Source organism: Brevundimonas sp. GCM10030266 (assembly GCF_042666595.1).
Lineage (GTDB): Bacteria > Pseudomonadota > Alphaproteobacteria > Caulobacterales > Caulobacteraceae > Brevundimonas.
In genome coordinates, this window is the sequence record NZ_JBHTCY010000004.1 from 461,746 (window position 1) to 478,801 (window position 17,056).

The window sequence follows — 17,056 nt, forward strand, 5'->3', positions numbered from 1 at the left end:
CACGATGAGCCGCCTCGACCATTCCATCGCCGCCCCGATCGTCCATCGGGAGCACCATCGTGACGCCGACGACGACCGTCCGCGTCTGGAATGCGGGGTCTGCGGCGTCTGGGGCGCGGATCAAGACGAAGCCTCCTCCGTCGTCGCGCTGGGCCTGCACGCCCTGCAGCACCGCGGACAGGAAGCCTGCGGCATCGCCAGCGTCCACGAGGCCCGCTTCCACACCGAGCGCCACATGGGCCTGGTCGGCGACGCGTTCGGCGGCGCCAATCTGGCGGAGCGCATGCCGGGATCGGCGGCCGTGGGCCACACCCGCTACTCCACCGCCGGCGGCAGCTTCCTGCGCAACATCCAGCCGATGTTCGCCGATCTGGACCAGGGCGGCATCGCCATCGCCCACAACGGCAACCTGACCAACTTCAAATACCTGCACAGCCAGCTGGTCTCGGAAGGCGCCATCTTCCAGTCGACCTCGGACTCCGAGGTGATCCTCCACCTGATCGCCCGCAGCCGGAAGGCCAAGATCGTCGATCGCTTCATCGATGCGCTGGGCCGCATCGAGGGCGGCTACGCCCTGGTCTGCCAGACCCGTTCCAAGATGATCGGCGCCCGTGACCCGCTGGGCATCCGTCCGCTGGTGCTGGGCCGTCTGGGCGAGGCCTGGGTGCTGGCGTCCGAGACCTGCGCGCTGGACACCATCGGCGCGACCTTCGAACGTGACGTCGAGCACGGCGAGGTCATCGTGATCGATCACGAGGGCCTGCGCTCAATCAAGCCCTTCCCGGTCAAGGCGGCCCGTCCCTGCCTGTTCGAATATGTCTACTTCGCCCGTCCCGACAGCGTCGTGAACGGCAAGTCCGTCTATGAGGTCCGCAAGCGCATGGGCCAGGGTCTGGCCCGCGAGTTTCCGATCGAGGCCGACGTGGTCGTGCCGGTGCCGGATTCGGGCGTGCCCGCCGCGCTGGGCTATGCGCAGGAAAGCGGCATTCCCTACGAAATGGGCATCATCCGCAGCCACTATCTGGGCCGCACCTTCATCCAGCCCAGCCAAGGCGCCCGTCAGAAGGGCGTGCGCATGAAGCACAGCCCGAACAAGTCGGTCCTGGCCGGCAAGCGCGTGGTGCTGATCGACGATTCGATCGTGCGCGGCACCACCTCGGTGAAGCTGGTGCGCGCCGTACGCGCCGCCGGCGCCAAGGAGGTCCACCTGCGCTCGGCCTCGCCGCCGATCCTGTACCCGGACTTCTACGGCATCGACATGCCCGAGCGAGACCAGCTGATCGCCGCCAACAAGACGCTGGAGGAGATGCGCGCCTATCTGGAAGTCGACTCGCTCGGCTTCCTGTCGGTCGACGGCCTGTACGGCGCCATGGAAGCCGGCGCCCGCGACAGCGTCAATCCGCAGTTCACGGACCACTATTTCACGGGCGACTATCCGACCCGCCTGCTGGACCGTGAAATCGAGGAAGGCGGCCGCGAGGACAACACCCGGCAACTTTCGCTGCTGGTGAGCGCTTAAGGACCTATGGTCCAGCTCGGCTACTTCACCCTCGACACCCTCGATATCCAGAAGGCCAAGGCCTTCTACGGCGCCCTGTTCGGCTGGCGGTTCGACGACGCGGCGTCGAGCGCGACCTACGCCCATGTCGTGGACAGCGATCCGCCCTTTGGTCTGACCAAGGTCGAGCGGGTGAAGGACTTCAGCCACCTGTATTTCCGGGTCGAGGACGTCGACGCCCTGTGCGCCCGCGTGGTCGAGCTGGGCGGCAAGGCGGCCATCCCGTCCGACAGCCCCTCGGGACGAGGCGTCGTGGTCTCGGATGACCAGGGCGTCAGCTTCAGCCTGTGGAAGCCCGCGAAGGGCTATTGATGAGCGTCTTCATCCGGATACGGAGCCCAGCCCGTCCAGTCCTGCGCCGTATGGAAGACCCGGTGGATCCAGAGCTCCCCGTCCGGCCCGCCGAATAGCGAATAGACGATGAGGTACGGGGTCTTCAGGACGGACTTCTCATAGGTGCCGTCGCGATAGCCGGGGCGACCGATGGGACGTTTGGCCAAAGCCGCGACGGTCTCTTCCAGCCGATCCGCCAGATGATCCGCCGCCGTCACGTTTCTTTCGGCGAGGTAGGCGATGGCGGCCTCGAACTGGGTCAGCGCCGTTTCGGACCAGCGGACGGCCCTCACGCCTTTGATCTGCGCTCGTCGATGGTCGCGCGGATGCGGGCCATCGCATCCTCATGGGAGACGGTCCGGCCTTCGCTGAAATCCTCGCGGGATTGCTCGATGGCTTCGAGCATTTCCATCTCACGGTCGAGGAAGGCTTCCATGGCTCGCTCGGCGACGGCGGAGGGCGTTCTCTGCGTCCGCTCCGCGAACTGGCCAAGCTTCGACTTCAGCTCTTCGCTGACACGCAGATTGAGCGTCGCGGTCTTGGCCATCTCGATCTCCAACGAGAACACAATGTAACACATTGACCCCTCGCCCTGCCAGACCTACGACGCCGCCATGACTTCCGACCTTCCCCTGAAAGACCGTATCGCCCTCGTCGTCGGGGCCTCGCGCGGCATCGGCTATGAGAGCGCGCTGGCGCTGGCCAGGGCCGGCGCGCACGTGATCGCCACGGCGCGAACCACAGGAGGGCTGGAAGAACTGGACGACGCCATCTTCGCCGCCACCGGCCAGCACGCCACCCTGATCCCGTTCGATCTGGTGGACGGCGGCGCCATCGATCGCATGGGCGGGGCCCTGTACGAGCGGTTCGGCAAGCTGGACATCTGGGTCAACGCCGCCGCCACCATGGGCGCCGAGGGCCTGACCCCGGTCTCGAACGCCGACCCGCGCGGCTTCGCCAAGATCGAGAAGACCAACTTCACCGCCGTCTATCGCCTGATCCGCTCGCTGGAGCCGCTGCTGAAGTCGTCGGACGCCGCCCGGGTGATCCACCTGACCACCAGCGTCGCCACCGTCCCGCGCGCCTTCTGGGGCGCCTATGCGGCGACCAAGGCGGGCGCCGAGGCGCTGATGAAATGCTGGGCCGACGAAACCGAGTCGATGTCGATCCGCGTGTCGATCCTCGATCCGGGCCGGATGCGCACCGCCATGCGCGCCCAGGCCTATCCGGGCGAAGATCCGCAGCAGAACATCCATCCCTCGGCTATCGGCCCGCTGATCGTCGAACTGGCCCGCCCGGACCTGACCCCGCCCCTGACGGTCAGCTTCAAGGAATGGAACGCGGGGCCGCAGGCGAGCGCGCTGGTCTGACGTTCGTCCCCGGGGGCCGCATCCCGTCCCCCGGGCGTTGAGTTGAGGTGATGGAAACGGCCGTGATCGCGGCATGTCCATCTATCCCCTCCTCCTCGCCCTTCACATCGTCACCGGCTTCGGCGCCGTCCTGATCGGGGGACTCCCGATCCTCACCCGCAAGGGCGGCCGCGCCCATCGGCTGAGCGGTCGGATCTTCGCCGTCTGCATGTCCGTCCTGCTGGCCGCGGCCTGGGCCATGACGATCCTGAAGATGAACTCCTATCTGCTGGCCCTGTCGGCCTCGGCCACCCTGACCCTGTTCTCGGGGCTGCGGGTGCTGGGGCGCAAGCGGCCGGACCTGAGACGCGCCGACCGGGCCAGGGCGTTCGACTGGCTGGTCACGCTGGGGATCGCGGGCGTGGGCCTGTTTGTGCTGTGGCAGGTCGTGACCGGCCGCAACGTCGGCCCGGCGGCGATCTCGATGGCGCTGGTCTACGGGACCCTGAGCATGGGGCTGTGGGACGTCTGGCGGTTCCTGCGCCCGACCGACTGGCCCTTCAGTCCCGAGTTGTGGCGGTATGAGCATCTGTGGAAAATGGTCGGCGCCTACTCGGCGGTGCTGAGCGCCTTCTCCGGCAACTTCCTTCAGTTCCTTCCCGCCCCCTGGAGCGCGCTTTGGCCGACACTGGTGTTCCAGGCCCTGACCCTGATCTGGATCGCCGGGCTGATCGTCCAGAAGCGGCGGCGGGGCGTGGCGGCCTGATGCGGCGGATGTCCTTCGGCGTCGGGCTCGGCCTGTTCGCGGCCTACAGCTATGGGGCGACGATCCTGTCGGCGTCCTGGTTCCTGCGCCGGGACCACGGGGCGGAGTTCGCGACCTCGCTGATCTGGGCCGCCCTGCTCTATGCCCCGACGGCGGTCAGCGGCCTGCTGGTCTGGCGGGTGTTGAGGCGGTTCGGCGCCGAGTGGCGGGCGATAGGTGTTCTGGCCGCCCTGTCTCCGCCGGTGATCCTGCTGTCGGCCTGGGCCTCCACCGCCGTGGATCGGGTCTTCCGGGGCGCGCACTGGAGCGCCGCTGAGATCGCCGCCCGCCTCATCGACCGCCTGCCGGTCGCCCTGCTGCTGTGGACCGCCCTGTGCGCGGCGGGGCTGGCGGCGGCCCACTGGCGTCGCGCGATCCGCCAGAAGGCCGAGATGGACGCCCTGTCCACCGCCCTCGCCGAGGCCCGCCGGACGCCGGCGCCGTCCAGCGAGAGGCTGATGGTCAGCGTGGGTCAGGGCCGGGTTCCGGTCGATCTGGCCGATGTCGAATGGATCGCCTCTGCGGCCAACTACGTCGTCGTCCACTGGCGCGACCGCGAGGGCCTGCTGCGCGAGACCCTGCAAACGCTGGAGGCCCGCCTGACGCCCCACGGCTTCGCCCGTAGTCACCGCTCGACGCTGGTGAACCTCGCAAGGGTGCGGGCGCTCAAACCGCTGTCCGACGGCGCCTGGCGGCTGACGCTGGACAGCGGGGCCGAGCTGGTGGTCAGCCGGTCCTATCGGGACGGGCTGCTGGCGCGGCTGAAGACCGCCGGATAATCCGCTCGCCCAACACCCGGAACGGCACCTCCGGCACAAGGAAGCAGAACGGCGGCTCAGTCGCGCCGAACGCCGTCAATGCCGCCCCCGGCTCGAAGTGAGTCAGGGTCAAGGGAACGATGCTCTCGAGCGCGATCGGCAGGTCTATATCAGCGGACGCCAGACCTTCGCCACCGACCAGCGGCGCAATCGCCGTATCCTGTAGCGTCAAGGCGCCCATCGCCCGCCCCCAGCCCCCGAAGGCCGCCTCGAACGCAGCCGGCAGCCTGCCGTTCGCAGTTCGGACGGCTGCAAGCGACAGCTCCGGAGCGCTGCCCGGCCCGGTGATCGAGAGGCGGATACGCTCTTCCGTATCCTCCAGATCAAAGCGTCCTGCCCGGTGGGACAGCATGACGTCACTAACCAGCCGGACGCCCAACGCGTAGAGGGCGCTATCGAAGACGTTGCCCAGGAACAGGACTGTGGCCCGCTCCGGTGTCCGGCCATGAACCCGGCGGACATACAGACGCCAATTGCTCTGACGCGGCGAAGGAAACATCCGCCGCAACGGCCCCAGAAAGGCGGGCCCGAAACTTCCATGTCGATAGGAAAGGACGGTGAGCACGACCTTGTCGTCGAACGTTTCCAGCTCGACGCCTTCGGGGACCCATCCGGCCACGGCTTCGACGGGGATCAGCCAGTTGGCGTAGAGAACCGACCGGACATCGCTGGCCAGAACAGGAAACGGCAGGCGCGACAGGGTTGCCCGTCTTACCGTCCTCAAGGTCTCGCAATTGGCTATTGCGTTCTCGATCCGGGCCAAAAGCCCCCGACCGGGCGACTGATAGCGACTGACCAGCCCCCCGACCGTCACCTACTTCTTCGCGCCGCCCTTTTGCCCGGTGCGGATGCGGCCCGAGCGGGAGACCTGACGGGCCCCGCCGCGCGCGCCCTTCTGGACGGCGATGGAGGAGCCGGCCTTCTTGGACGAGCTGGCCTTCACGCCCGAGACGATCTTGGGCTGGTGCTTGCGGGTCTTCTTCTGCTCCAGCGCCTTGCCGGGCAGGTTGGACAGCCGCTCCTCGGCCTCCTTGGCCTTCTTCACGCGGCGCGGCGCGGTCTTGGCGTCGCCCTTGTAGCGTTCCGGACCCGACTTGGCGCCGCCCTCGGCATAGGGGTTCACGCCGCTGGACTTGACCGTCAGGCGGATGGGCGTGCCCGGCAGGTCGAAGCTCTCGCGGATCGAGTTGACCAGATAGCGCTTGTAGTGGTCCGGCATCGCCTCGGCGCGGTTGGCCATCAACACGAAGGTGGGAGGACGGGCCTTGGTCTGGGCGATGTATTTGGGCTTGATGCGCTTGCCGTCGACGGCGGGCGGCGGGTGCCGCTGGGTCGCCATGGACAGCCAGGTGTTCAGGTCCTTGGTCTTCACCTTGACCGACCAGGTGTCATAGGCCTTGAGCACGGCGGGCATCAGGCGCTCGACGCCCCGGCCCGAGTGGGACGACAAAGCCACGAACGGCGTGCCCTTCAGCTGGGGCAGCTTGTCCTCGGCCATGGTCTTCAGCTTGGCCATGCGGGACTGGGGCTCTTCCTCCAGATCCCACTTGGACGCGACATAGATCAGCGCCCGCCCTTCCCGCTCGACCAGATCGGCCAGTTGCAGGTCCTGGATGTCGAAGGCGTTGTCCTTGTCCATCATCAGGATGACCACCTCGGCGAAGGTGATGGCCCGGATGGTGTCGGCGACGGACAGCTTCTCCAGCTTCTCCTGCACCCGCGCCTTGCGGCGCATGCCGGCGGTGTCGACGAAGCGGATGGCGCGGCCTTCGTACTCCCAGTCGACCGAGATGGAGTCGCGCGTGATGCCCGCCTCCGGCCCGACCAGCAGGCGGTCCTCGCCCAGCAGGCGGTTGACCAGCGTCGACTTGCCCGCGTTCGGACGGCCGATGACGGCGATGCGGATCGGCTTGTCCGCCTCCTCGACCTCTTCGATGAAGATGTCGGCCGAGGCGGCGAGGATGGCCTGGTACAGGTCCGCCATGCCTTCGCCGTGCTCGGCGGAGATGGCCACCGGCTCGCCGAAGCCCAGCGCATGGGCCTCGCCCACGCCGCCGCCGCTTTCGCGGCTCTCGGACTTGTTGGCCAGCAGGATGATCGGCTTGTGCACCTTGCGCAGGCGGTCGGCGAAGATGCGATCCAGGGCGGTCACGCCCTCGCGCGCGTCCATCATGAACATGATGACTTCGGCGTCCTCGATGGCCGCCTCGGTCTGCTCGCGCATCCGGGCCTCGAGGCTTTCGTCGGTGACGTCCTCGTAGCCCGCCGTGTCGATCAGCGTCAGGTCCATGTCGCCGATGTTGCCGTCGGCATAGCGACGGTCCCGGGTCACGCCCGGCCGGTCATCGACCAGCGCGAGGCGCTTGCCGACGAGGCGGTTGAACAGGGTCGACTTGCCCACATTGGGACGGCCGACGATGGCGATCTTCAGAGCCATGTCGGCCTTCTAACGCAGTTCGAGGGATTCCGTCAGCGAATGCTGACCAGATCACCCTTGTCGGTGAGCACATAGATCGCGCCGTTGTAGGCGGCGGGAGCGATGAAGGCGGGGCCGCCCAGACGGACGCTGGCGGTCTGGGTTCCGGTCTTCGGATCGAAGGCGACCAGTTCGCCGTCCGAGTTGGTCAGCAGCAGACGGTTGGACGCCAGCAGCGGTCCCGACCATTCCGGGGTCACGGTGCGATCCCAGAAGCCCAGGAAGCCGCCTTCCTGGCGGGTGCGGCCTTCGTTGAGGTCGCGCGTCCAGTAGACCTGGCCGGTGTCGCGGTTGACGACCGTCAGTTCACCGTCCTTGGACACGACATAGACCACGTCGCCCACCGGCAGCGGCGCATTCACGCCGGCGATGGGCAGCTGCCACCTGGCCTGGCCCGAACGGACGTCCATGGCCTGCAGGACGCCCGAGTGACCGACGGCATAGACGATGCCGCGGCTGACGACCGGACGACCGGCGATGTCACGGATTTCCGACAGGGCGTTGGTGCGGCTGGTGCGCGACAGCACCTGATTCCACAGCGCCTGGCCGGTGGCGGAGCGCAGGGCGACGACCTCACCGGACGAGAACGGGGCGATGACCGTGTCGCCCGTCACGGCGGGGCTGGAGGCGCGCAGAAGGCGGGCCGGCTCCGGAATGCCGCGATAGGACCATTCCTGCTGGCCCGTGTTGGCGTTGAACGCGAACATCTGGTTCTCGACGTCCACGACGAAGACGCGGCCGCCGGCGAAGGTCGGCGCGCCGTGGATGGGCACGTCGACCGGCGTGGTCCACAGGACAGCGCCCGTGGCCTGATCCAGGGCGGTCACGGTGCGGTAGCCCGAGGCCACGTAGACCTTGCCGCCGCCCACGGCGACGCCGCCGCCGAAGCCGCCGCCCGTCGAGGAGCCGCCGACGAGGCCGAAGAAGCGGCGACGCCCCTCGCGCTCTTCCGGCTTGATGTTGGTCTTCCAGGTCGTCGCGCCCGAGGCGGCGTCAACGGCCGAGACAGTGGCCTCGCCGTCCAGCACGAAGACGCGACCGCCATCGGCGACGATCGGCGCCATCACCTGACGCGTACGGCTGGAGCCGGCTCCGACGTCCCGACGCCAGGCGACAGTGAAGTCCGCTCCGGCGATCACATGCTCAACGGCGTTCTCGGCGGTTCCGCCCGGCTGGGTCCAGGCGACGGCGGCCTGCGGTCCCGGCAGGAAGAAGTCACGGCCCGACAGCGCCGCCGACGGCGCCAGCTGTTGTTCGAACTCCAGCACCGAAATCCGCTCGCCCGCCGTGGCGGTGGCAGCGGGTTCATCCCCTCCGCCCAGGCCGAACGGCAGGGCGCGACGGACGGTGCCGCACGAGGCGACGGTGACGGCGAGCCCGCACAGCAGGGCGACTTTGAGCACACGGTTCATGGCGAACGTCCTGGAGGCCGAAATCACGGGCGGGCCGGAGCGGCGGGCGGCTGGGCGGCCGGCGCCTGCGGAGCGGTTTGGGGGGCGGCGGGCGCCTCGGGCGCGGCCTGGGCGGGAGCGGCGGCCATCTGGCGCTGGATCGCCTGCAGGTTGGCGGCGCTGCCCGAATCGATCGCATCCAGCGCCAGCTGGGCGCGGGTGGTCACGGCCTGCGGCGTGTCCAGATCGCTCTTGATCACGGTCAGGATGTCCCGGGCCTCGTTCGCCTTGCCGTGCTGCAGCATGGCGAAGGCCAGGGCCTCCTGCGCATAGATGCGGAACGGGCGATCATCACCGCTCAGGGCGTCGGCGCGGGCCTGGATCTGCTCCATGGTCTCGACTTCGATCGCCAGCAGCAGCGCCTTGTAACCGGCGACGTCCGACAGTCGCGGATCGCGCGACGCCTTGGCGGCCTCATCGAGGAAGGTCAGGGCTTCTGCGTCACGACCGGCCGTCAGGGCGATGCCGGCGCGCTGTTGCAGGGCCAGCGACTTGTAGGCGCCGTTGCCTTCCTTGGCGGCCTGGGCGAAGGCGGCGTCCGCGCCGACGGCGTTGTTCTGGTCCAGCGATTCGAGGCCACGCTCATAGGCGATCGACGCCTTGTCGGCCTTGGACGTCTGCCAGGACTGCCAGCCCCACCACGACAGGGCGGCGATCAGGGCGACCAGCAGAAGACCGCCGAGAACGGGCAGCCAGGTACGGGCGAGACGCTTGTAGCGTTCGGAGCGAAGCTCCTCCTCGACCTGTTCGAAGACATCAGACACGGAACAATCGCCCCCAGCGCACGGCGATCAGAGCCGTTTAATTTCAATCCGGCCGGACCCTAGTAGGTCAGCCCCGCCCCCGCAACGCAGGCTTTACTGCGTGGCGGGCTTTTTCGAGAAGTAGGTCTCGACTTCGGCAGGAAAACGGCGGCTCCGGACGTCCGCGGCGTAGCTGGCGATGGCGCGATCCATCTCCCCCCGCAGATCCGCGTAGCGGCGCACGAATTTGGGCGTCCAGTCGAACATTCCCAGCATGTCGTGGACCACGAGGATCTGGCCGTCGCAGGCGGCGGAGGCGCCGATGCCCACCGTCGGCTTGTCGATGGCCTCGGTGATCTCGCGCGCCAGTCCCTCGGCCACGCCCTCGATGACCACCGCGAAGGCGCCGGCGTCGGCTGTGGCCTCGGCCTCGGCGATGACGCGCAGGCGCTCTTCCTCGGTCCGCCCCTTGGCCTTGAAGGCGCCGTCCGTCAGCACCGCCTGCGGGCGCAGGCCGACGTGCCCCATGACCGGAATGCCGCGCTGGACCAGATAGGCGATGGTCTCGGCCACGGTCGGGCCGCTCTCCAGCTTGACCCCCTGCGCGCCGGTTTCCTTCATGACCCGGGCGCAGTTCTCGTAAGCAACCTCCTTGGCGCCTTCGTAGGTGCCGAAGGGCATGTCGATGACCACCATGGCCCGCTTCGAGCCGCGCATCACCGCCTGCCCGTGCAGGATCATCATCTCCAGCGTGACGCCGACGGTGTTAGGCAGGCCGTGCACCGCCATGCCGACGCTGTCGCCGACCAGCAGCAGGTCACAGTGGGCGTCGAGAATCTCGGCGGTCGGGGCGTCATAGGCGGTCAGGCAGACCAGCGGCTCCCCGCCCTTGCGCGCCCGGATATCGGGAGCGGCGAGACGACGAACAGTTTCCTGCTTCTGGCTGGACATGAGGAGGCTCCGGTTCTGGAAGCCGCCTAGATAGGCCGCCGGAGCCTCACCGTCACGTCACACTTCCTGGGACAGCCGGAACAGGGCCATCGCCGCGATCGCGATCAGGGCGCCGCCGACCACGGTGACCATCTGCATTCCGCCCATGGACGACAGGTCCAACGAACCGACGCCCAGCCTGTCCAGCCCGCCCTGCAGGGCCGTCTGGGCGTTGACGGACGCCGCCTCCAGGCCGTGCCCCACGACAGCGGCGGGCTCGCCGGGATCCTCGGTGAGGCGGATGGTGACCACTTCACGGACCGCGACGGCGCCGCCGACCGCTCCGGCCAGACCGAGGACGGCCCAGCGGATGCGCGATCCCCGCTGCAGGCGGCTTTCGACTTCCGCCGTGAACAGGGGCGCGTCGGGCGTGGGCGGCGTTCGGGCGAACAGGCGCTCGATCGCCGGATCGAACTCATCAGCTGACATGCTGCGTTCTCCCCAGGGTTTCAGCGGGCTGGAGCCGCGCGCGGAGTTTATCGAGACCACGTTTGACATGAGATTTCACCGTGCCGAGTGGCAAATTCAGGGCCGTGGCGATCTCCGGATGGGCCATCCCCGCGCCGTGGCACAGGGAGACGCAGAGCCGCTCCGTCTCGCTCAGCCCCTTGAGGGCTTCATCAAGGTCCATCAGCCCGCCCGGATCGGGCGCCGCGACGACCTCTTCGGTTTCAACTTCAGCCACGTAGCGGGCTTCCTTCGCCACCCGCTTGATATAGAGGCGCGCCGCGATCCGCTTCACCCAGGCCGCGAAGGTTCCGTCTCCCCGGAACTCCGCGCAGCGCTCGAACGCCTGGATGAAGGCGTCCTGGGCGATGTCGTCCGCCAGCGCCGGCTGGGCGCCCATCCGGCGCAGCAGGGCGCGCACGGCCGAGCCGTGGCGGCGCACCAGCTCGCCGAACTCCCGACGTCCGCCCGCCGCCGCGGAGGCGGCGAGCTCGACATCGTGCCGATCGACCAAGGGTTGGGCCATGATGGTTTCCCCGTCCCTGCCCGCCTCAGTCCTTGTTCTTGTTGAAGGCGCTCAGGCCGAGGAAGGCCACGCCGACCGTCGCGGGGATCGCGGCGAAGGCGAGGAAGGCGTAGAGCGCCTCTTCGGCGAAATAGGAGAAGGCCGCGCCGCACAGGGCCACGCCAGCCGAGACCGCCAGCAGGATGACCCCCAGTCGCATGTCCCGGTTGGCCGACGGCGGACGGTGGATCGAGGCGCTCATCGATTCGATGACGTCGGTGGGCAACGGCTGGCCCTTGTCGATCGCGGCGCGCAGCGTTTGCTGCATCTCCTTCTGCGCCTTGATCTTCTGCCACGTCTGGAAGCCGACGACGGCGATGATCATGATGAAGGGCGAGAGCGGGACGAGAAGACCCCATTCCATGTGAGTGACCTTTCGGATCGTGTTCAACCGGAGCCTGACGCCCCGGCCTTCTGACGACAAGAGGCGGCGACCGGGCCCTGCGGATGCGAACCGGAGCGTGAAACTTTCGTAAGGCGCCGGCCGCGCGTTATGGAGACGACCAGACAAAGGAAGCCCCGCCATGCTGGACCGCCGCACCCTGCTCGCCGGCCTGACCGTGATGCCGCTGACGGCCTGCGCGAGCCTGCCGCAAACCCCGCCCCGCGCGCTGCGGCTGCTGACCTTCAACATCTGGCACAACATGGGCGACTGGGCCGCGCGCGAGCCGCTGCTGGTCGAGGCCGTGCGCGCCGCTGACGCCGATGTCATCGCCCTGCAGGAAGTGCTGGAAGACGCCGCCGTCGGCCTGCCCAACCAGGCGCGGACCCTGGCCGACGCCTTGGGCGGCTATACGATGCATTTTGTCTCCACCGATCCGGAAGACGCGCCCCGGCGATACGGCAACGCCATCCTGACCCGCCTGCCGGTGCTGGCGCATGATTCGACGAAACTGGAGCCGCTGGACGACTACCGGACGGCGGTGCGGGTGCGGGTCGAGGTCGCGGGTCAGCCGGTGGATGTGGTCAACACCCATCTGGCCTGGCAGGAAGACGCCCAGGCGGTGCGCGCGCGCCAGATCGCCGACCTGCTGAACTGGCTGCCGTCGGACGGGACGCCGCTCGTCGTCATGGGCGACTTCAATGCGGTGCAGGAGGATGCGGGACTGAACGTCCTGACCGGCGAGCGCTTCATCAGCGCCCTGCCCCGCGGCGCGGTCCCGACGACGCTCAATCCCGCCAAGGGGCATCCGGAGCGGGTCATCGACCATATCTTCGCCGAGCGGGCGCGTTTCGCGGCGGGACCGGCGACCCTGATCGGCGCGACCCCGACGGCCGGAGAATATCCGTCAGATCATTTCGGCGTCGCCGCCACCCTGACCCTGCGCTGAAGCAGGCCGATCAGCCACAGGCCGGTTCCCCCGGCGACCGCCCCCGGCACCGCGACGAAGGCGACCGGCGTGATCAGCAGGGCCAGGTCCCGCGCCAGCGTCTCCAGCAACGGATTGAGCGCCCACAGGACAATGCCGCTGACCACGAGCCAGGGCAGCATGGCGGCGACGGCCAGCCAGGCGCGCCGGCGCGCGACCCGCTCGGCCACCCTGACCTCGAACGCATAGTCGCGCCGGGGCGGAGCCTCGGCGGCGAACAGGGCGGCGAGTTTCTGTTCAGGCGTCATCGGATCCTCCGAGCGCTTTCAGCAGGCGCGCCCGTCCCCGGGCAACATGGGACTTCACCGTGCCCAGAGGCAAGCCCAGCGCCTCCGCCGCCTCGCCGTGCGACCAGCCGTCGGCGAGGCACAGGGCGACGCAGGCCCGGACATCCGTCGGCAGCTCCGCCATGGCCGCCTGCAGCGCCAGCTTCTCTTCCGGCGCGATGCCGGTCGGGGCCTCGACCGTCTCCATCCAGCCGGCGTCCCGGGCCGCGCCGCGCCGCGAGCCCCTGATCCGGTCCTGCGCCTTGCGCCAGGCGATGCCGCAGACCCAGGCCCGAACCCCCGCCGGATCCTTGAGCGTCCGCAGCGAGCCCCAGGCCGCCAGAAAGGCGTCCTGGGCCACATCGTCCGCCTCGGCCCAGCCGCTGCCCAGAAAGCGGCGCACGAAGCCACGCACCGCCGCCTGATGGCGCTCCACCAGCCGCGAGAAGGCCACGTCCGAACCGGCGAGCGCGCGGCGCACCAGTTCGGCGTCTGTCAGCTCCCCCAGCACGATCCGGTCTCCCCCCGAGCCGGCGCCTCACCGGTCCCGGCGGGTGGTCAGGGCGCAGATCAGGGCCCAGACGGCCACCGCGCCCATGACGAAGCCGACGATGCTGAAGGCGACCACGGCGCCGTCGTCCAGACCGCCGATGACGAACCGCGAGCCGAGGAAGCCGGCGCTCAGCGCCGTGAACAGGCCGAACAGCGACCAGTAGTTTGTCGGCTGCCGGTGTCCCGATGCTCCGCCGCTCCAGCCGTCGTCATCCAGCGGCCGCTGCAGCACCTTCAACAGCGCTTCCGGCGGCTCCTGCCCCTTTTCCGCATAGGTCTTGATCAGGTTCAGGGCGTCCCGCTGGCGGCGGTAGCCGAGATAGCTGTTGTAGGCGCCCATGATCCCGAACCCGATCGGGAAGATCAGCCACCAGAACTGATAGAAGAGAGTGTCCATCGTCGTCGCCCCTGACCGGCGGAGGCCATCCCCCGCGCTTTCATCCTGTAGTCGGCGCCGCCCGTCGGATTGGATGCGGGACCGGATGATTTTCCACCGGCAGGTTCACGCCGCGCGCCGAAGCTCGCAAGGCCCGCTAGCCGAACGGCCTTCCACGGCGTACGAGTCGGCAACCGCGTCGCTGTCGCAACGGCTGCGACCAGTCCCTCCCCTTTGCCGGAGCCACATCATGGTTCAGATCACCTACCGAATCGTCGAGCATGACGGAGGCTGGGCCTACAAGCTGGGCGACACCTTCTCGGAAACCTTCCCCAGCCACGACGCCGCCCGCGCCGCCGCTGTCGCCGCCTCGCGCGAACAGAAGGTCTCGGACGAGGACGCCTGGATCGAGTGGGAAGACACCAACGGAAAGTGGGTCACGGAGCGCGCCGACGGGCACGATCGGCCGGACACGACCGTCGAGGGCTGATTGCCGCAACCGGTTTTGATCGTTTCGGGCTAGGCTTCTTGAGCCGTGACCGCTAGTCGTGCCCCGACTTCAGTGGAACCGGTTACATGCAGCAATTACGCAGTTCAGCCCCTTCCCGTAGACGACTGCTTGCAGGAGGCGCCCTTATGGCTGCAATGATGATGGCTCCCCGGATCGCCGCCGCGCAGACCCGGGAAAATCTGTCGCGTGTCGACGCCCTGATCGCTCGTATGACGATCGAGGAGAAGGCCGGTCAGCTGAACCTGATGAACGACCCGTTCCGGTGGCGTCCGGAGGGGATCAACCCCGGCGACACCTTCGATTCGGATCAGGCCCAGACCGCCGCGGACATCCGCGCGGGCCGCATCGGCGCCCTGTTCAACGGCGTCGGCGCCGGCTCGACACGCTATGTCCAGGACATGGCGATCAAGGAAAGCCGGCTGGGCATTCCCCTGCTGTTCGCTGCCGACATCGTTCACGGCCTGAAGACCACCTTCCCGGTTCCGCTGGGCGAGGCCGCCAGCTGGGATCTGGACCTGGCCGAGCGCACCGCGCGCGCTGCGGCGGTCGAAGGCGGCGCCGCGGGCGTGCACCAGACCTACGCCCCCATGGTCGACGTGGCCCGCGACCAGCGCTGGGGCCGCGTGGTCGAGGGCGCCGGCGAGGACGTGCTGCTCAACAACCTGTTCGCGGTCGCGCGGACCAAGGGCTTCCAGGGCGATGACCTGAGCCACTGGTCGTCGCTGGTCGCCACGCCCAAGCATTTCGCCGCCTACGGCGCCGCCGAAGCGGGCATGGACTACAATTCCACCGACATGAGCGAGCTGATGCTGCGCTCGGTCTATCTGCCGCCGTTCAAGGCCGCCTTCGACGCCGGCGCCCTGTCGGTGATGAGCGCCTTCAACGACCTGAACGGCGTGCCGACCAGCGGCAACAAATGGCTGCTGACCGACATCCTGCACGGCGAGTGGCAGTTCAACGGCTTCGTCGTGTCTGACTACACCTCGGAGCAGGAACTGGTCGCCCACGGCTACGCCGCCGACGGCCGTGACGCCGCGCGTCTGGCCCTGATGGCCGGCGTCGACATGTCGATGAAGAGCGGCCTCTACCTCAAGCACATCCCCGAACTGGTCCAGTCGGGCGACGTGCCGATCGAGCGCGTCGACCAGGCCGTGCGCCGGGTGCTGATGACCAAGGCCGCCCTGGGCCTGTTCGACAATCCCTACCGCGGCGCCGACGTTCGCATCGAACAGCGCGTCACGGGCAGCCGTGAACACCTGAACCTGGCCCGTGAGGCCGGTCGCAAGTCGATCGTCCTGCTGAAGAACGAGAACGACCTGCTGCCGCTGCCGAAGACCGGCAAGCGCATCGCCCTGATCGGCCCGTTCGGCGCCGACAAGACCGATATCTTCGGTCCCTGGTCGGTGTTCAAGGACATGGCGCTGGCCGTCTCGCTGGAGGAAGGCCTGCGCAACGCGCTGGGCGACGACGCCCACCTGACCGTGGTCAAGGGCTCGGACGTCGAGGCCCCGATCAATGGCGGGATCGAGGCCGCCGTCCTGGCCGCCGCCGACGCCGACGTGGTCCTGCTGGCCATCGGCGAATCCAGCGAGATGTCGGCCGAATCCAAGTCGCGCGTCGACATCGGCATCCCGGCCCCGCAACTGGCGCTGGCCGAGGCCGTCGCGGCCACCGGCAAGCCGGTCGTCGTCCTGCTGCGCAACGGCCGCGGCATGGAGCTGGCCGAGGTGGTCCAGGGCGCCCAGTCGATCCTCGTCACCTGGTTCCTGGGCTCGGAAAGCGGCAACGCCATCGCCGACGTCCTGTTCGGCGACCACGCCCCGACCGGCCGCCTGCCGGTCAGCTTCCCGTTCCGCTCGGGCCAGTCGCCCTTCTACTACGCGCACAAGTCGACCGGCCGGCCGTCCCAGCCGACCGACCGGGAGTTCACCTCGAAATTCCGGGAGGTGCCGCATGCGGCTCTCTATCCGTTCGGCCACGGCCTGACCTATGCGCCGATCGCCTATGGCCCGACCATGGTGTCGTCGCAGACCATGACGGCGGCGGATGAGCTGACCGTCTCGGTCACCCTGACCAACGGCGGCGAGCGCGACGCCTCGGAAGTGGTGCAGCTCTACATCCGCGATCGCGCCGCCTCGGTCACCCAGCCGGTTCGCCTGATGAAGGCCTTCAAGCGGGTCGAGGTGCCGGCAGGCGGCAGCATCGAGGTGTCGATGCCGCTGAAGCACGCCGACCTGCTGTTCCTCGGCCGCGACCTGCAGCCGACCGTCGAGCCGGGCCTGTTCGACGTGTGGCTGGCGCCCGACGCCCAGTCGGGTCAGGCGGCCCAGTTTACCCTGGTCTAGAGCGAAATCGGTCGGGTTGGACGCAGTCCAAACCGGCTCAGATTTCGCTCCAGTTTGATGATGGACCATTTTTTGGATTCAGGTCGTTCCGACCTGAAGCA

General features: G+C 68.5%; 21 protein-coding genes. 8 read left to right on the forward strand and 13 right to left on the reverse strand.

The window, feature by feature from the left end:
* The first annotated feature begins 4 nt into the window (after nucleotides 1-4).
* Together purF and ACFQQC_RS14570 are read left to right on the forward strand one after the other, a co-directional pair.
* Complete coding sequence (gene purF / locus ACFQQC_RS14565; RefSeq protein ID WP_376863175.1) at nucleotides 5-1,519, forward strand: amidophosphoribosyltransferase; 1,515 nt, start codon at nucleotides 5-7, stop codon at nucleotides 1,517-1,519.
* 6 nt (nucleotides 1,520-1,525) lie between these two features.
* Entirely contained in the window at nucleotides 1,526-1,870 is a 345-nt protein-coding gene (locus ACFQQC_RS14570) for a VOC family protein (protein ID WP_376863176.1), read from the forward strand.
* Here the strand turns inward: ACFQQC_RS14570 and ACFQQC_RS14575 are convergent.
* Together ACFQQC_RS14575 and ACFQQC_RS14580 are read right to left on the reverse strand one after the other, a co-directional pair.
* A complete protein-coding gene (locus ACFQQC_RS14575; RefSeq protein ID WP_376863177.1) occupies nucleotides 1,864-2,184 on the reverse strand; it encodes a type II toxin-antitoxin system RelE/ParE family toxin in 321 nt (106 codons plus the stop codon). The two genes, ACFQQC_RS14570 and ACFQQC_RS14575, sit on opposite strands and share 7 nt — an antisense overlap.
* A complete protein-coding gene (locus ACFQQC_RS14580; RefSeq protein WP_376863178.1) occupies nucleotides 2,181-2,438 on the reverse strand; it encodes a CopG family ribbon-helix-helix protein in 258 nt (85 codons plus the stop codon). The genes ACFQQC_RS14575 and ACFQQC_RS14580 overlap by 4 nt, the downstream gene beginning before the upstream one ends.
* Nucleotides 2,439-2,505: 67 nt before the next feature.
* Between ACFQQC_RS14580 and ACFQQC_RS14585 the strand changes: the two genes are divergently transcribed.
* The 3 genes from ACFQQC_RS14585 (at nucleotide 2,506) to ACFQQC_RS14595 (ending at nucleotide 4,824) form a co-directional block, all read left to right on the forward strand.
* Nucleotides 2,506-3,261, forward strand: a complete 756-nt coding sequence (locus ACFQQC_RS14585) for an SDR family NAD(P)-dependent oxidoreductase (RefSeq protein ID WP_376863179.1) — start codon at nucleotides 2,506-2,508, stop codon at nucleotides 3,259-3,261.
* A gap of 73 nt (nucleotides 3,262-3,334) precedes the next feature.
* Nucleotides 3,335-4,006 carry a hypothetical protein gene (locus ACFQQC_RS14590; protein ID WP_376863180.1) on the forward strand — a complete coding sequence of 224 codons (672 nt, stop codon included), beginning with the start codon at nucleotides 3,335-3,337 and terminating at the stop codon, nucleotides 4,004-4,006.
* An 8-nt stretch (nucleotides 4,007-4,014) separates the two neighbouring features.
* Entirely contained in the window at nucleotides 4,015-4,824 is an 810-nt protein-coding gene (locus tag ACFQQC_RS14595) for a LytTR family DNA-binding domain-containing protein (protein WP_376863181.1), read from the forward strand.
* On the opposite strand, the gene ACFQQC_RS14600 is transcribed toward ACFQQC_RS14595, so the two are convergent.
* From ACFQQC_RS14600 to ACFQQC_RS14635, 8 genes are all read right to left on the reverse strand, one after another.
* Nucleotides 4,772-5,677, reverse strand: coding sequence for a DUF2071 domain-containing protein (locus ACFQQC_RS14600; protein ID WP_376863182.1), 906 nt, complete (start codon nucleotides 5,675-5,677; stop codon nucleotides 4,772-4,774). The genes ACFQQC_RS14595 and ACFQQC_RS14600 overlap by 53 nt on opposite strands.
* The gene (gene der / locus ACFQQC_RS14605; protein WP_376863183.1) at nucleotides 5,678-7,300 is read right to left on the reverse strand and encodes a ribosome biogenesis GTPase Der; all 1,623 of its coding nucleotides are present in this window, start codon (nucleotides 7,298-7,300) and stop codon (nucleotides 5,678-5,680) included. It lies immediately after the preceding gene.
* A 32-nt stretch (nucleotides 7,301-7,332) separates the two neighbouring features.
* Nucleotides 7,333-8,751 (reverse strand): PQQ-binding-like beta-propeller repeat protein, encoded by a 1,419-nt coding sequence (locus ACFQQC_RS14610; protein ID WP_376863184.1) that lies wholly within the window; start codon nucleotides 8,749-8,751, stop codon nucleotides 7,333-7,335.
* A 23-nt stretch (nucleotides 8,752-8,774) separates the two neighbouring features.
* Nucleotides 8,775-9,554 (reverse strand): tetratricopeptide repeat protein, encoded by a 780-nt coding sequence (locus ACFQQC_RS14615; RefSeq protein WP_376863185.1) that lies wholly within the window; start codon nucleotides 9,552-9,554, stop codon nucleotides 8,775-8,777.
* A 93-nt stretch (nucleotides 9,555-9,647) separates the two neighbouring features.
* On the reverse strand, nucleotides 9,648-10,484 hold the full coding sequence (gene panB, locus ACFQQC_RS14620) for a 3-methyl-2-oxobutanoate hydroxymethyltransferase (protein WP_376863186.1): 837 nt from the start codon (nucleotides 10,482-10,484) through the stop codon (nucleotides 9,648-9,650).
* 57 nt (nucleotides 10,485-10,541) lie between these two features.
* A complete protein-coding gene (locus ACFQQC_RS14625; RefSeq protein WP_376863187.1) occupies nucleotides 10,542-10,952 on the reverse strand; it encodes a hypothetical protein in 411 nt (136 codons plus the stop codon).
* Complete coding sequence (locus ACFQQC_RS14630) at nucleotides 10,942-11,496, reverse strand: RNA polymerase sigma factor (RefSeq protein ID WP_376863189.1); 555 nt, start codon at nucleotides 11,494-11,496, stop codon at nucleotides 10,942-10,944. Before ACFQQC_RS14630 ends, ACFQQC_RS14625 begins: the two co-directional genes overlap by 11 nt.
* 25 nt (nucleotides 11,497-11,521) lie before the next feature.
* Nucleotides 11,522-11,899 (reverse strand): DUF6249 domain-containing protein, encoded by a 378-nt coding sequence (locus ACFQQC_RS14635; RefSeq protein ID WP_376863190.1) that lies wholly within the window; start codon nucleotides 11,897-11,899, stop codon nucleotides 11,522-11,524.
* A gap of 160 nt (nucleotides 11,900-12,059) precedes the next feature.
* On the opposite strand from ACFQQC_RS14635, the gene ACFQQC_RS14640 reads away from it, so the two are divergent.
* The gene (locus ACFQQC_RS14640) at nucleotides 12,060-12,866 is read left to right on the forward strand and encodes an endonuclease/exonuclease/phosphatase family protein (RefSeq protein ID WP_376863191.1); all 807 of its coding nucleotides are present in this window, start codon (nucleotides 12,060-12,062) and stop codon (nucleotides 12,864-12,866) included.
* Here ACFQQC_RS14640 and ACFQQC_RS14645 read toward each other — a convergent pair.
* From ACFQQC_RS14645 to ACFQQC_RS14655, 3 genes are read right to left on the reverse strand one after another with little or no spacing between them, the layout of a single operon-like run.
* Entirely contained in the window at nucleotides 12,830-13,153 is a 324-nt protein-coding gene (locus tag ACFQQC_RS14645) for a hypothetical protein (RefSeq protein WP_376863192.1), read from the reverse strand. The two genes, ACFQQC_RS14640 and ACFQQC_RS14645, sit on opposite strands and share 37 nt — an antisense overlap.
* Entirely contained in the window at nucleotides 13,143-13,682 is a 540-nt protein-coding gene (locus ACFQQC_RS14650; RefSeq protein ID WP_376863193.1) for an RNA polymerase sigma factor, read from the reverse strand. Before ACFQQC_RS14650 ends, ACFQQC_RS14645 begins: the two co-directional genes overlap by 11 nt.
* Before the next feature lie 27 nt (nucleotides 13,683-13,709).
* Nucleotides 13,710-14,120, reverse strand: a complete 411-nt coding sequence (locus tag ACFQQC_RS14655; protein WP_376863194.1) for a hypothetical protein — start codon at nucleotides 14,118-14,120, stop codon at nucleotides 13,710-13,712.
* A gap of 229 nt (nucleotides 14,121-14,349) precedes the next feature.
* Here ACFQQC_RS14655 and ACFQQC_RS14660 point away from each other — a divergent pair, with 229 nt between their 5' ends.
* Together ACFQQC_RS14660 and ACFQQC_RS14665 are read left to right on the forward strand one after the other, a co-directional pair.
* The gene (locus ACFQQC_RS14660; protein ID WP_376863196.1) at nucleotides 14,350-14,589 is read left to right on the forward strand and encodes a DUF2188 domain-containing protein; all 240 of its coding nucleotides are present in this window, start codon (nucleotides 14,350-14,352) and stop codon (nucleotides 14,587-14,589) included.
* Nucleotides 14,590-14,735: 146 nt separating this feature from the next.
* On the forward strand, nucleotides 14,736-16,955 hold the full coding sequence (locus ACFQQC_RS14665) for a glycoside hydrolase family 3 N-terminal domain-containing protein (RefSeq protein WP_376863197.1): 2,220 nt from the start codon (nucleotides 14,736-14,738) through the stop codon (nucleotides 16,953-16,955).
* Nucleotides 16,956-17,056 lie beyond the last annotated feature (101 nt).